We start from the raw sequence: 12,306 nt of genomic DNA, 5'->3' as shown, positions 1-12,306 counted from the left end.
CGTGCGGTCGCGGGCGGAGGCCGCAGCGGGCCCGCCGGCGGCCGGCCGGGAATGACTCCCCATGAAGGGAGCGCGCCAAGGCCCTGACAGGGCTGGGCGGGCTCCCTAACCTGGCGTCATGACCCCACGTGATCCCATGATGAGCCCATCGGACTCCGAGCACTGCGGCCTGGCCCGCCGCCAGCTGCTGGCACTGAGCGCCCTGGTTCCCGCAGCAGTCGCGCTGCTGGGCGGCTGCTCCCTGGCATCGGGCACGCAGCTGACCTCCAAGGTGGCCCACGAGAAGGTCAGTCTCTCCGACGTCGCCTCCCAAGCGGCCAAGGCCGCCAGTGCCTGCGACCAGCTCGGGAGCAAGCTCCTGACCCACTACCTCAAGGAGGACCCGGCCACGACGGCGATGGCCTCCCCGCTCAGCCTCGCCCTCGTCCTGGCGATCCTGGCCGACGGCGCCACGGACGCCTCCACCCAGGGCTATGACGCGCTCCTGGGACTCTCGGGCCAGGACCGCGACCGGGCCTGGTCGGCCATCCAGAGCTCCCTGAACCGCTACGACGGCGAGCTCAAGGGCTTCGACCCGGACAAGGTCCCGGACAAGCCACTCATTCACCTAGCCAACCACGTCCTCATCGCCGATAAGAAGGACTTCAAGGTCAAGCAGGCCTACCTCGATGCGGTGCTGCGCTGGTTCTCCGCCGAGATCGAACAGGTCGGCGTGGACTCCATGAAGGAGAACCTTGACGCCTGGGCCTCGCGCAACACGGCCGGCCTTATCCCGAACAGCGGCATCAAGGTCACCCAGGACACGCGCCTGGTGGTGCAGAACGCGCTGCTCTTCGCGGCCCAGTGGGACTCCCCCTTCACGGCCGAGAGCACCCACCAGGAGGACTTCACGCTCGCCGGGGGCAAGACCGTCAAGGCCGACCTCATGCACGACACGCGCTCCATCCCCCACGCCACTGGGGAGGGCTGGGCGGCAGTGCGTCTGCACTACGCCAGCGGAGGGGACGGTAGGGACTCCGACCTCGCTCTCGACGTCGTCCTGCCCGACGCCGGTACCCTGCCGGGCGCCATGGACGCCGGGACGTGGGCGGAAGCATCGAAGGCCCTCGATAAGGCCGAGACCCGCGAGGTGGGACTGACCCTGCCCAAGCTGGACCTCGCCTCCGAACCCAAGGAGCTCCTCGACTTCCTTAAGGAGCAGGGGCTCAAGCCCGATGGCCTGGACAAGATCGCGCCCGAGCTCGGACTGACCCAGGTGGTCCAGCAGGTGCGCCTCATCCTGGATGAGGAGGGCACGGTCGCGGCCGCCCTGAGCGAGGCCGCGGGGGAAGCCATGGCGGCACCGGGGCCGCAGACCGAGCCGATCAAGTTCACGGTGGACCACCCCTACGTACTGCGGCTGCGGGACCTGACCAGCGGCACCGCCCTGCTCGAGGCCGCCATCATGGATCCCACCGTCAAAGAGATCGGCGACCCAGCCTAACCGAGCCCGCCAGCAGCCGGCCGGCCGGGGCGCTCTCGGTCCGAGACTCTCCACAGGCTAAGGCGCCCCACCTCGTCGGCCGAGGCTCCCCGCCCCGCCGACCGAGCCGTCCGCCCAGGCGCCCTCGGCCCAGCAGTCCGGCTGAAGCTCCCGCCCCACGACCCGAAGCACCCCACCCCACCGGTCCAGCCGTATCGCTCAGGCACCCCCAGTCACGGCACCCCACTGGCCGAGGCACGCCGCCGGATTCTTCCGGTCGGTGGGACGACTTGCCTCCCGGAGCGATTCCAGGCGGTAGGCTCCAGGGCTGACAAGAAGCCGTTACGGGACCAGCCCGTCTCGGCCCGCCGCCCCTTTTCAACCAGCAGGAGAACTCCTCATGACCGTCGAGCTCGTCACCACCTCCAGCCCGGAGATCGTCGAGGCCATGGAGCGCCTCATCCCCCAGCTCTCCCGCAGCGCCCCGGCGCTGAGCGCCGAGCAGTGCGAGGCCCTCATCGCTCAGGAGGGGGTCTTCCTCTTCGTCTTCCGACCCGAGGCTGAGGCCGGCCAGAGCGCTCCGATCCTGGGCATGCTCACCCTGGCGACCTTCACGATCCCCACGGGCCTGCGCGCCTGGGTGGAGGACGTCGTCGTCGACGGTGAGGCCCGCGGCCAGGGCGCCGGGCAGGCCCTCGTGGAGGCCGCCGTCGAGCATGCCGGGAAGCTGGGCGCGCGCACTGTGGACCTCACCTCCCGACCTTCGCGCGAGGCCGCCAACCGCCTCTACCGCCGCGCCGGCTTCAAGCTGCGGGAGACCAACGTCTACCGCTACGCCAAGGCCTGAGCAGCACACCCCGCGGCCCCTCAACGGCAGCCTTCTCTCCGCGGCTGGCAGCACCGCCGCTGGCACCAGTCACCGCCGCCATCACTTCGACAGAAACTTCATAAACGACCCGGAGCCGCGTCTTTTTTGAAGTTTCTGTCGATGTGTAGGAGCGCGAAGGCAGCGAACGGGACCGGCCTCCGTATGCCGTCACGCCAGCAGGGCGTCAATGAAGGCAGCCACGCTCGGGGTGGTGCGCCCGCCGGCGGCCTCGACGACCTCGCCCGGGGCGCCGGCCATCGCGCAGGGGACGTCGGCCCGCTCGAACATCGAGATGTCATTCCAGGAGTCGCCCACGGCGGCCACCTCACTGACCTCCACACCCTGCTCGGCCAGGAGCTCAGCGAGCCGGCCCAGGCCCGTTCCCTTGGACTCCCCCGCGGCCGTGACATCCACGAAGCCGGTCGAGCGGGTGCAGCTGATACCGTCCACCGTCTCCTCCAGGCCCCGGGCCAGCGCCGCAGCGGCCCGAGCATCCGGGATGTGCAGCGGCATCGACGTCACCCCCAGGCCCGCGACCTGCGACAGGGGCGCCGCGGTGAAGCGGTCCGGCGGCGTGCGCTGGTCAGTGGACAGGCCGATCGGGTCGTCCAGCACGTAGTCGCGCTCGAGGGTCGAAGCGAACACGGAGACGGGGGCCCGGGCGACATCGCCGACTGCCCACACAACCGCCCGCACCTGGTCGGCCTCAAGCGTCCGGGTGCGGTGCACCTGACCGACGGCGTCAATGACGGCCGTGCCCGTGGCGCACACGGCATAGTCGTAGTCCAGGCCGATGGACGTCGAGGCCCGAGCCACCTCGACGGCGTGCTGCACCAGCCGCACCGAACGCCCCGTGGCCAGCACCAGGAGATTGCCGGCCGCCCGCCAGCGCACGAGGGCCTCGGCGTCGGCCTGCCCGACGACGTGGTGGAAGACGAGGGTGCCGTCGAGATCCGTGGCGAGCAGGCGCATGCCGGCGAGCATAGCCCGCGCCGCCCGCGCCCGCCGCGCGCGTCAGTGCACCAATGCCGCAACACTTCGACCGAATCTTCAAAATAGACCCGGAGCCGCGTCGTTTGTGAAGTTTTGGTCGAAGTGTGTGGGGTTTAGAGCGTCGGTCGCCCCATGAGGGAGTCGATGAGGTCGGCGAGGCTGGAGACCGTGCCGTCGCACTGGGCCACCACCTCCGGCGGCGACCAGGGCAGGGCGTAGGAGTGGTCGGCGGCGGCGTGCATGGAGATGTCATTCCAGGAGTCCCCGATCGACCAGGTCTCCACCGGCTCCAGCGGGCCCGAGCCGACGCCGAGCCCCACCGAGCCGCCAGCCGCCGCCTCGCTGGCCACACCCGTCGTAGCCTCCCCGGCCCCGCCGGCTACTCCCGTCCCGAACGCGCCCTCCCCGGACACCTCCCCGACGGACGGCTCAGCCAGGCTCGCCACCAGCTGCCTGAGGCCCGCCCCCTTGGAGGCCGAGGCCGGCACGACGTCAATGAAGTCCTGGTTGCGGAAGCCCACCGCCTGCCCCTCCCAGCGCCGGTGCAGGTAGGTCTCGGTGCGTGCGGCCATCTCCGGGTCGGTGAAGCGCATCGGCACCCCGATGACCTCGCGCCCGTCCAGCTCTCGCCGGGTGGCCGGCCGGAACAGCGTCAGCAGCTCGGAGCCGGAGCCGATCGTGTCGTAGACGAGCAGGTCCTCGTCCAGCCCGGTGGTGAAGACGGTGACTCCCGGCGCCCCTTCGACGAAGTCGAGGATGTCCTCGACGACGCCAGCCGGCAGGGCCGTCGAGTAACGCACCCGGATGTCCTCGTCCACGATAGCGGCCCCCGTGTAGAGGATGGCGTTGTCGAACTCCAGGCCCATGGGCACCACGACGTGCTCCAGCGCCGAGACCGACCTGCCGGTGTTGATGACCAGGAGGTTGCCGGCCGCCCGCCATCGGGCCATGGCCTCGCGGTCACGCAGCGAGATCGTCCCGTTGAAGACGATGGTGCCGTCCAGGTCGGTGGAGATGAGCCTGCGTGGCATGGGAGTCCTTTCCGTTCAGGTTCTGCCGGTCTCCAGCCGCCTCAGAGCGGCCCGCGAGCCGCCCGGGAGTCGCTAGGAGCCGTCAGCAGCCTTATTCTCCTCATTCTTCGCAGCAGCGTCAGCGGACTCGTCAGCCTCGTGACCCGCGCTCTCCTGGCGGGCCTTCTTCTCCGCCTTGCGGGCCTTCTTGGCCTGCTTCTTGTCCTCGCGCTCCTGGCGCTCACGGGCCCACTGGACATAGTCCTGCAGGAGGCTGCGCGAGTCGGGGGTGAGGATCCTGTTGTCCTCGAGCAGCCCCTCGGCGCGCAGGGTCATGAACCGCAGGTACTCGGGGTTGCGGGTGAGCCCCCACTGGCGCTTGGCCTCCTCCAGGTCGGAGACGTCGCGGCGCACCTGGCGCTCGATCATGGCGCGCCCGCCCATGAGGAAAATGGCCACGAGCAGGGCCAGGATCGAGCCGATCCCCCGGGTGAAGGGGTAGAGGACGCAGGCGATGACCATGAGCCAGGTGACGTACTTGCCCATGGAGTGGGTGTACCCGCGCCAGCGGCCGTCGTCCCCGGTGGCCCAGGCACGGAGCTTGGCACGCCCGTCAGGATCCCCGCCGTTGAACCAGTCGCGCACCCGGGCACCCAGGGTCCTTCCGGCGTCGGTCTTGCTGTTCTCACTCATGCTGGTCGCCTTCCAGGATCGTGGTGATGAGCTCGGCCATGGAGCCCGCGGTCGTCTCGCATGCGGCCGTCACCTCCGGTGGGGACCAGGGCAGGGCGACGGCGTGGTCGGCGACGGCGTGCATGTCCAGGTCGTTCCAGGAGTCGCCGATGGTCCAGACCTCGATGCTCTGTCCCGCCAGGGGCCCGTCCAGGAGGGCTCGCAGGCCCGTACCCTTGGTGGCGCCGGCGGGCACGACGTCGAGGAACTCCTGATTGCGGTGACAGTCCAGGACGCCCTCCCAGCGCTGGCTGAGGTCTTGGTGGAGGCGCTCACGTAGGGCGTCGTCGGTGACGCGCAGGGGCACGCCGATAAAGCGGTGGGAGTCCATCTCCTCCAGGGTCAGGTGCTCGAAGACCGCGAGGATGGAGGAGATCTCCTCGTTGTTGTCGGCCAGGATGTAGTCGGTCTCGATGGTGGTGGCGTAGGTGGTCACCCCCGGCAGGTCGACGGTGCGGGCGGCCACGTCGCGGGCGACGCCGTCGGGCAGGAAGCGGGCGGAGAGGACCTGGTAGTCGCCGTCGATGAGGACCGCCCCGGTGAAGACGACGCCGTAGTCGAAGTCGACGCCCAGGGGCGCCAGGACGTCGCGGGTGGCGAAGGAGGACTTGCCGGTGTCGACGGCCAGGAGGTTGCCGGCGGCCCGCCAGCGGGCCATGGCCTCGCGGTCGGCCGGGGAGACGGTGCGGTCGAAGACGATGGTGGCGTCCAGGTCGGTGACGAGGAGTCGGGTCACGCGGGTTCCTTGCTGCAGGGGGGCGGAGGGCGCTGGCAGTCGGGGGGAGGCGGAGAGTCAGGAGAAGGCGTCGGACGGTCGCGACGGAGCACTGGTGGTGTGCCAGGAGATCCGGCGGGAGCCCCGAGCATTCTACCGAGCGCATGGAGCGGGGAGGGAACCGGAGGCGAGTCCTCTGGCGCCCTCCCCGCTCGGATATGGCAAGCGGATGCCGTCGTCAGACTCCCAGGAAGCCAGTCCAGCGGCCCAGGATGCCGAAGGCGAACATGCCCAGGATGATCCACAGGGCGTTGACCTTCTTGTTGAGCAGCCACATGCACAGGAAGGTCAGGCCCAGCGCCGCAAGGCCGGGCAACAACTGATCGAGGATACTCTGGACAGTCGTTACCTTGACGATCTGGGTGTCGGGGTCGGCCACCTTGGAGACCACGGTCGGGAACTTGATGGTGGTCCACTTGGAGACCAGGGCGCCCATGACGAACAGACCCATGATGGCGGCCATCTGGGTGATCTTCTTGAGCTGGCCGCCACCGACCTCGGTGACCATCTCGGTCCCGCGCTCGTAGCCGAACCTCAGGCCGTACCAGCGGGTGAGAACGCGCAGGAGGTTGATGCCAACGAAGAACAGCAGCGGGCCCACGATCGAGCCGTTGACGGCCAAGGAGGCGCCCAGCGCCGCCAGGACGGGGCGAGCGGTCCCCCAGAAGATGGGATCGCCGACGCCGGCCAGTGGCCCCATGAGACCGACCTTGACCGAGGTGATGGTCTCCTCGGAGATCTCCTCGCCTTTGGACTTCTGCTCCTCCATGGCGGCGGTGACGCCGAAGACGGCCGAGGAGACCCAGGGGTGGGTGTTGTAGAACTCCAGGTGCCGCTTGAGCGCGGCGGCCTGGGCGCTCTTGTCGTCGCGGTAGAACTTCCGGATGGCGGGCATGAGCGTGTAGCAGAAGCCCATGGCCTGCATGCGCTCAAAGTTGAAGGATCCGAGCAGGAAGGTGGAGCGCCAGTACATCCGCATGAGATCGCGGTTGTTGAGCATCTTCTCCGAGGTGGCCGGAGCGGTTTCAGTGGTCATGAGAGTCTTCCTTCTTCCAGCTCAGTCGAGCTCGTCGTCGAGGTCGTCGTCCAGGTCGCTGCTGGAGCCGCCGCCGGCAGCGGGGGAGGCGGCGGCGGGCAGACGCACGGAGTCGTGGAACTCGGGGTTGAGCTGGACGTAGATGACGGCCAGGCAGGCCCCCAAAATGCCCAGCGCCACAAGGGTGGCGCCGTTGGGAGCGAGGTCGATGACCCACTTGTCGATGCCCTTGCTGTGGTCACTGACCGAGGCCGAGCCGCCAACGGTGGTGGCGAAGGTGGCGAAGATGAAGCCTAGGAAGAAGAAGGGCATGAGCTTGCGGGCCTTCATCATGTTGATGACCATGGCATACCCGACGACGACGATGAAGCCTCCGGCGATGCCCAGGCCCTCGGTGATGACCTTCGGAATGGCGTCGAGGGCATGCTTGACCGTGTCGCCCGAGGCCAGTGCGGCAACCACTGCGGTCGGGATGGCCACCCGCAGCCCCTGGAGGCCCAGGGCCGTGAAGTGCATGATGGCAATACCCTGGTAGTTGGCCTGCTCGGCGAAGCGGTCCGCCTGATGGGCGAAGAAGATGGCGATCGTTCGCACGAAGATCGTCAAGGCCTGGCCGGCGACAGCCAGCGGGACGGCCACACCGATGGCGGCCGCGATGGCGCTCTTGGTGGAGGAGGCGTCACCGACCGAGGCAACGGCGATGATGGTGGAGACGGTGGACGCCAGGGCGGAGTCGGGGGCCATGGCGGCGCCGACGTTCATCCAGCCCAGGGCGAGCAGCTCCAGAGAGCCGCCGACCATGATGCCGACGGTGGGGCTGCCCAGGGCGATACCGGTCAGGGTGCAGGCGACGAGCGGGCGGTGGAACTGCCGCTCGTCCAGGACGCTGGCCATGCCCGCGACGAACGCCACGAGCGTGACCAGAATGATCTGGATCAGATTGATGTCATGCACAGTATGTCTCTCTCATGTGAGGGTTGACAGCACACTCCAACTGAGCCCGCCACCGAACGGCGACGGGATGGAGGTGTCTGAGGGAGGTCTGGGGACGGAGCCGTGTCCTTAGAGCAGGCCCTTCTCCTTGAGGGCCCCCATGAGGTCGGAGCTCGCGGTGGAGGGCACCTGTTGGATGTACTGCTTGATGCCGCGGGAGTCGATCTCCTTGAAGGCCTCGACGTCGGCGGGGCTGGCGTAGACGGCCTGGGAGACCTGGCTGGTGCCCTGCTTGAAGGTCATGCCGCCGACGTTGACCTCCTTGGCGTCCACACCCAGGTCGAGCAGACGCACGATGTCGGCCGGGGTCTCGACGACGATGACGGCCTTGAGGTTCTCGTACTTGGGGTTCTTGTAGACGCGGGCGGCCTTCTCCACGCCCAGCACGTGGACCTTCACCTTGCCGCCGCCGGTCTGCAGCATGAGGGTCTTGCGCAGCTCGTCGTTGGCGGCGCCGTCGGAGACGGCGAGGATGGCCTCGGCGCCCAGGGATCCGGCCCAGTTGTTGGCGACCTGTCCGTGGACCAGGCGGGAATCAATACGCAGGAGCTTGACGTCCATCAGAGCTCGTCTCCTTCATCATCGGAAGTGGTGGTGGGGGCAGGGGTGAAGACTTCGGAGAGGACCTTGACGCCGTCGACGGCGGAGGCGCGAGCGGCCTCCACGAGCTCGGCGAGACCGGCGCCGGTAAGACGACGGGACAGGACCTCGATGACCATGGGCAGGTTGACGCCGGTGACGACGTCGGCGTCGTCGCGTCCCGCTGCGAACCGGGCGGCGGCGTTGTAGGGGCTGCCGCCGAAGAGGTCGACGAGGATGAGGTACTCCTGGCTGGAGGAGTCCTCGACCGCGGCGGCGTACTTCGCCAGCAGGTCGTCGGGACCCTCGGAGGGCTCGAAGGTGACAGCGACGACGTCGTCACTGGGACCGACGATCATCGATGAGGAGGCGACAAGACCTTCAGCCAAGTGTCCGTGCGCGGCTATGACCAGGCAGACCATGGGCGGGGGACCTTTCCCATCCGGGCTGCCGCCAAAGGTGCGTATGGCCTGGGCAACAGCAACGTGTGTGACATGGCGACGATAAGAAGGATCAGGGTGATCGCCACCACTAAGTCGCCCACCACTTTCACACAGAAGCGCACAAAACCAACGATGGTAACGCGCGTTACCCGCACGTCACCGGACGTTTTCGCTGCAAGTATGCGTTTTATTCACATCAATCCCGAACAAGGGGCGCCTAAGGTGCCACATTGTGTTGTACCTCACATCGCAGGACAATAGTCCTAGTCTCCTGCGGGGCCTCACGCCCGGGGCACGTTGCACTCGAGCTCGGCCAGCCAGGCGGTCGCGGCGGCGTCGGAGGGCATGCGCCAGTCGCCGCGGGGGGACAGCGAGCCGCCGGCGACCACCTTGGGCCCGTTGGGTAGGGTGGAGCGCTTGAACTGGTTGGTGAAGAAGCGCCGGTGGAACAGCTCGAGCCAGCGCCGGATCTCGGGAAGGTCGTAGGCCACCTTCTCCGCCTGCGGCAGCCCCTCGGGCCAGTCCCCGCTCTGCGCGTCCGCCCACGCCTGGTGCGCCAGGAAGGCAATGCGGCTGGGCCGTGAGCCGCGGCGCAGCACGTGCCACAGGGTGAAGTCCTGCAGGGCGTAGGGGCCGATCTTGGCCTGGGTGGACTGGATGGCGCCGCCGGCCTCGGCCGGGACCAGCTCGGGGCTGATCTCGGTGTCCAGGATGGACAGCAGCGTGCGCCCGACGGCGTCGTCGAACAGCCCCTCGGCGACCACCCAGCGGATGAGGTGCTGGATGAGGGTCTTGGGGATGCCGGCGTTGACGCCGTAGTGGGCCATCTGGTCGCCCACCCCGAAGGTGCACCAGCCCAGGGCGAGCTCGGAGAGGTCCCCGGTGCCCAGGACGATGCCGCCGCGGTGGTTGGCGATACGGAACAGGAAGTCGGTGCGCAGGCCCGCCTGGACGTTCTCGAAGGTGACGTCGTAGAGCTCGCGCTCGCTCACCCCCTCGGGCAGGGCCCCGGTGCGGGCGTACTCGCCGTAGGGGTGGCCCATCTCGGTGAGCATCTGGGTGGCGGTGGCCCGGATGTCGAGCTCCTCGAAGGTGCAGCCCAGGCCGACGGCGAGGTCCTCGGCGTTGCGGCGTGTGCCGGCGCTCGTGGCGAAGCCGGGCATGGTGATGGCGTGGATGTCCGAGCGGGGCCGGCCCAGGAGGTCCATGGCGCGGGCGGCGACGATGAGGGCGTGGGTGGAGTCCAGGCCGCCGCTGACACCGATGACGATCTTGGGGTTGCCGATGGCCCCCAGGCGCTGGACGAGGGCGGCCACCTGGATGTTGTAGGCCTCGTAGCAGTCCTGGGCGAGCCGGGCGGGGTCGTCGGGCACGAAGGGGAAGCGGTCCACGCGGCGGCGCAGGCCGATGTCCGTACGCGGGGCCGCCAGGTCGGCGGCGCCGATGCGGATGCGTCGGAAGGCCGCCGGGTCGGTGAAGGTGGTGGCCGCGGCAGGCGAGCCGGCGACCGGGGCGCTCAGGGTGCGGGCGTTGTCGGTGAAGGTCCCCTGGCGCAGGCGCTCGGCGCGCAGGCCCTCAATGTCGACGTCGACGACGGTGGCGCGCGGACCGTCGGGGAAGCGCTCGGTGGAGCCGAGCAGCTCGCCGTTCTCGTAGACGAGGGTCTGGCCGTCCCAGGCCAGGTCCGTGGAGGACTCGCCCTGCCCGGCGGCAGCGTAGACGTAGGCGGCCAGCCCTCGGGCCGACGAGGAGCGGGCCAACAGCTCACGGTCCTCGGCCCGCCCCACCGTGATGGGCGAGCCAGAGAGGTTGACCAGGACCGTCGCCCCGGCCAGCGCCGCCACGGCGGAGGGCGGAACAGGCACCCACATGTCCTCGCAGACCTCGACGTGGAAGGTCAGGCCGGCGACGTCGTCGACCTTGAACAGGAGGTTCGCCCCGAAGGGGACCCGGGCGACCGGCTCGGTACCGCCGGCGCTCTCGGTGCTGCCGGAACCGCCGCGCACGCCGGGCAGCTCGATGCTCTCCACCCCGGCGGGTAGGGCGTCGCCGGGGGCGAAGTGCCGTTTCTCGTAGAACTCCCGGTAGGTGGGCAGGTAGGACTTGGGGGCGACGCCGCGCACCCGTCCGCCCTGGATGACCAGGGCGCAGTTGTAGAGGCGGTCGCCCAGGCGCAGGGGGGCGCCGACGACGAGGGCGGGCAGGAGGTCGGCGCTGGCGGCGCGCAGGGTCTCGATGGCGGTGAGCACGTCGGACAGCAGGACGTCGGACAGGAGGAGGTCGTCGATGGCGTAGCCGGTCAGGCACAGCTCGGGGAAGGCGGCCAGGCAGACGCCGTCGTCGGCCAGGGTGCGGGCCTGCTCGATGATGGCGGCGGCGTTGGCGGCCGGGTCGACCGGCACCACCGGCAGGGTGACGGCGGCGACGCGGGCGAAGCCCTGGTCGTAGGCGGAGAAGAACTCGATGTCGGCCGCTGGAGCAGTCACGGCGGCGTCGGCGTCATTGGCGTCATTCACGGTATTGGTCACGGCTTGATCCTCCCATCGACGGCGCCTTCCCGCGAGACCGCCGCCCTCATTTCGCGACCGGGGCACTCGATGCGTGCGGGAGCAGCAGCTCTGCCCCCGCACGCATCGATGACCCCCACTCAGCAGCACGCTGCGCCCACCAGGTCACCCGTGGAACCGAGGGCGACGAGGTGGGCGCAGCCCATCACTCACGCGTGGACCCGAGGCGCCGCCTGGAACCGGTGGCGGCAGGGACGGGCATGCGTCAGGAGAAAGCGAGTGACGGAGAGACGGCAGGAGAGAAGCATTGAGGAGAGCGAAGAGACAGCCATCACCTTTCTTTCTACGAGGTCGAAGACGTCGACGTCCTCGGCCGATGTGGTAGTCGTGAGTCTGGTAGGGGTCGTGTTACCAGGGCGCTAAAGGTCTCTGGAGGACTGTGACGGCCCGGGCCAGCCGGCTCGGACCCGCCCGGGCAGGCTGAGAACAGTCAGTACTGGCAGTACTGGGCGGGGGCGGGCTCGTCGAGCATGAGGCACCATGCCGCGACGTAGGCCAGGCACATGGGGCCGGGCAGGAAGCTGGCCAGGATCACCCCGACGCGCACCGCACTCACGGGCATGCTCCAGGCCTCGGCCAGACCCCCGCAGACGCCGCCGAGAATGCGGTGCTCACGCGAGCGCCGGGGCAGGGAGTCGCGGAAACGGAGGAACTCGCCCGAACGGCTGGAGGAGGCGCCCCCACCCTCGAAGCGGGCGGACTGGCTGAACTGACCGGGGTACTGCTGCTGCGTCATGGCAACAAGTCTGGGTGCTGGGGTCTGCCGTCCGCTATCGGGGAGCACCCTGAGAAGTCCCCGATGTTGATCGGGACTCACCCCTGACTGCTTGCTCAGCATCAAAGGTCCG

The 12,306-nt window shown here is 69.1% G+C and carries 12 protein-coding genes; 2 read left to right on the top strand and 10 right to left on the bottom strand.

The window, feature by feature from the left end; all coding sequences use genetic code 11:
- Window positions 1-139 precede the first annotated feature (139 nt).
- Together RIV14_RS08590 and RIV14_RS08585 are read left to right on the top strand one after the other, a co-directional pair.
- Window positions 140-1,483, top strand: coding sequence for a serpin family protein (locus RIV14_RS08590; RefSeq protein WP_075372107.1), 1,344 nt, complete (start codon window positions 140-142; stop codon window positions 1,481-1,483).
- A gap of 379 nt (window positions 1,484-1,862) precedes the next feature.
- On the top strand, window positions 1,863-2,309 hold the full coding sequence (locus RIV14_RS08585; RefSeq protein ID WP_075372040.1) for a GNAT family N-acetyltransferase: 447 nt from the start codon (window positions 1,863-1,865) through the stop codon (window positions 2,307-2,309).
- Between the two features lie 189 nt (window positions 2,310-2,498).
- On the opposite strand, the gene RIV14_RS08580 is transcribed toward RIV14_RS08585, so the two are convergent.
- From RIV14_RS08580 to RIV14_RS08535, 10 genes are all read right to left on the bottom strand, one after another.
- Window positions 2,499-3,302 (bottom strand): HAD family hydrolase, encoded by an 804-nt coding sequence (locus tag RIV14_RS08580; RefSeq protein WP_256699142.1) that lies wholly within the window; start codon window positions 3,300-3,302, stop codon window positions 2,499-2,501.
- A gap of 134 nt (window positions 3,303-3,436) precedes the next feature.
- Complete coding sequence (locus RIV14_RS08575; RefSeq protein ID WP_075372042.1) at window positions 3,437-4,354, bottom strand: HAD hydrolase family protein; 918 nt, start codon at window positions 4,352-4,354, stop codon at window positions 3,437-3,439.
- Window positions 4,355-4,426: 72 nt separating this feature from the next.
- Window positions 4,427-5,026, bottom strand: coding sequence for a hypothetical protein (locus tag RIV14_RS08570; protein ID WP_075372043.1), 600 nt, complete (start codon window positions 5,024-5,026; stop codon window positions 4,427-4,429).
- Window positions 5,019-5,801 carry an HAD-IIB family hydrolase gene (locus RIV14_RS08565; protein ID WP_075372044.1) on the bottom strand — a complete coding sequence of 261 codons (783 nt, stop codon included), beginning with the start codon at window positions 5,799-5,801 and terminating at the stop codon, window positions 5,019-5,021. Before RIV14_RS08565 ends, RIV14_RS08570 begins: the two co-directional genes overlap by 8 nt.
- A 217-nt stretch (window positions 5,802-6,018) precedes the next feature.
- Window positions 6,019-6,876, bottom strand: a complete 858-nt coding sequence (locus RIV14_RS08560) for a PTS system mannose/fructose/sorbose family transporter subunit IID (protein WP_075372045.1) — start codon at window positions 6,874-6,876, stop codon at window positions 6,019-6,021.
- A gap of 21 nt (window positions 6,877-6,897) precedes the next feature.
- Window positions 6,898-7,830 (bottom strand): PTS mannose/fructose/sorbose transporter subunit IIC, encoded by a 933-nt coding sequence (locus tag RIV14_RS08555; RefSeq protein ID WP_075372046.1) that lies wholly within the window; start codon window positions 7,828-7,830, stop codon window positions 6,898-6,900.
- 108 nt (window positions 7,831-7,938) lie between these two features.
- Window positions 7,939-8,430: a PTS sugar transporter subunit IIB gene (locus RIV14_RS08550; RefSeq protein WP_070658335.1), complete on the bottom strand. Its 492-nt coding sequence runs from the start codon at window positions 8,428-8,430 to the stop codon at window positions 7,939-7,941.
- Complete coding sequence (locus RIV14_RS08545) at window positions 8,430-8,870, bottom strand: PTS sugar transporter subunit IIA (RefSeq protein WP_075372047.1); 441 nt, start codon at window positions 8,868-8,870, stop codon at window positions 8,430-8,432. The genes RIV14_RS08550 and RIV14_RS08545 overlap by 1 nt, the downstream gene beginning before the upstream one ends.
- Before the next feature lie 302 nt (window positions 8,871-9,172).
- Window positions 9,173-11,419: an NAD(+) synthase gene (locus RIV14_RS08540; protein ID WP_428978873.1), complete on the bottom strand. Its 2,247-nt coding sequence runs from the start codon at window positions 11,417-11,419 to the stop codon at window positions 9,173-9,175.
- A gap of 469 nt (window positions 11,420-11,888) precedes the next feature.
- The gene (locus RIV14_RS08535) at window positions 11,889-12,194 is read right to left on the bottom strand and encodes a PspC domain-containing protein (RefSeq protein ID WP_075372048.1); all 306 of its coding nucleotides are present in this window, start codon (window positions 12,192-12,194) and stop codon (window positions 11,889-11,891) included.
- Between the last annotated feature and the right edge of the window lie 112 nt (window positions 12,195-12,306).

The sequence above is a fragment of the Actinomyces acetigenes genome, assembly GCF_031296635.1.
GTDB lineage: Bacteria > Actinomycetota > Actinomycetes > Actinomycetales > Actinomycetaceae > Actinomyces > Actinomyces acetigenes.
Note: the sequence above shows the minus strand (reverse complement) of the source record. Positions and strands in the feature narration are given on the sequence as shown.

What these genes read in the sequence shown, in the direction of transcription:
- RIV14_RS08590 (WP_075372107.1), top strand. Translation starts at nt 140, where the DNA reads ATGAGCCCATCGGACTCCGAGCACTGCGGCCTGGCCCGCCGCCAGCTG.
- RIV14_RS08585 (WP_075372040.1), top strand. Translation starts at nt 1,863, where the DNA reads ATGACCGTCGAGCTCGTCACCACCTCCAGCCCGGAGATCGTCGAGGCC.
- RIV14_RS08580 (WP_256699142.1), bottom strand. Translation starts at nt 3,302, where the DNA reads ATGCGCCTGCTCGCCACGGATCTCGACGGCACCCTCGTCTTCCACCAC.
- RIV14_RS08575 (WP_075372042.1), bottom strand. Translation starts at nt 4,354, where the DNA reads ATGCCACGCAGGCTCATCTCCACCGACCTGGACGGCACCATCGTCTTC.
- RIV14_RS08570 (WP_075372043.1), bottom strand. Translation starts at nt 5,026, where the DNA reads ATGAGTGAGAACAGCAAGACCGACGCCGGAAGGACCCTGGGTGCCCGG.
- RIV14_RS08560 (WP_075372045.1), bottom strand. Translation starts at nt 6,876, where the DNA reads ATGACCACTGAAACCGCTCCGGCCACCTCGGAGAAGATGCTCAACAAC.
- RIV14_RS08550 (WP_070658335.1), bottom strand. Translation starts at nt 8,430, where the DNA reads ATGGACGTCAAGCTCCTGCGTATTGATTCCCGCCTGGTCCACGGACAG.
- RIV14_RS08545 (WP_075372047.1), bottom strand. Translation starts at nt 8,870, where the DNA reads ATGGTCTGCCTGGTCATAGCCGCGCACGGACACTTGGCTGAAGGTCTT.
- RIV14_RS08535 (WP_075372048.1), bottom strand. Translation starts at nt 12,194, where the DNA reads ATGACGCAGCAGCAGTACCCCGGTCAGTTCAGCCAGTCCGCCCGCTTC.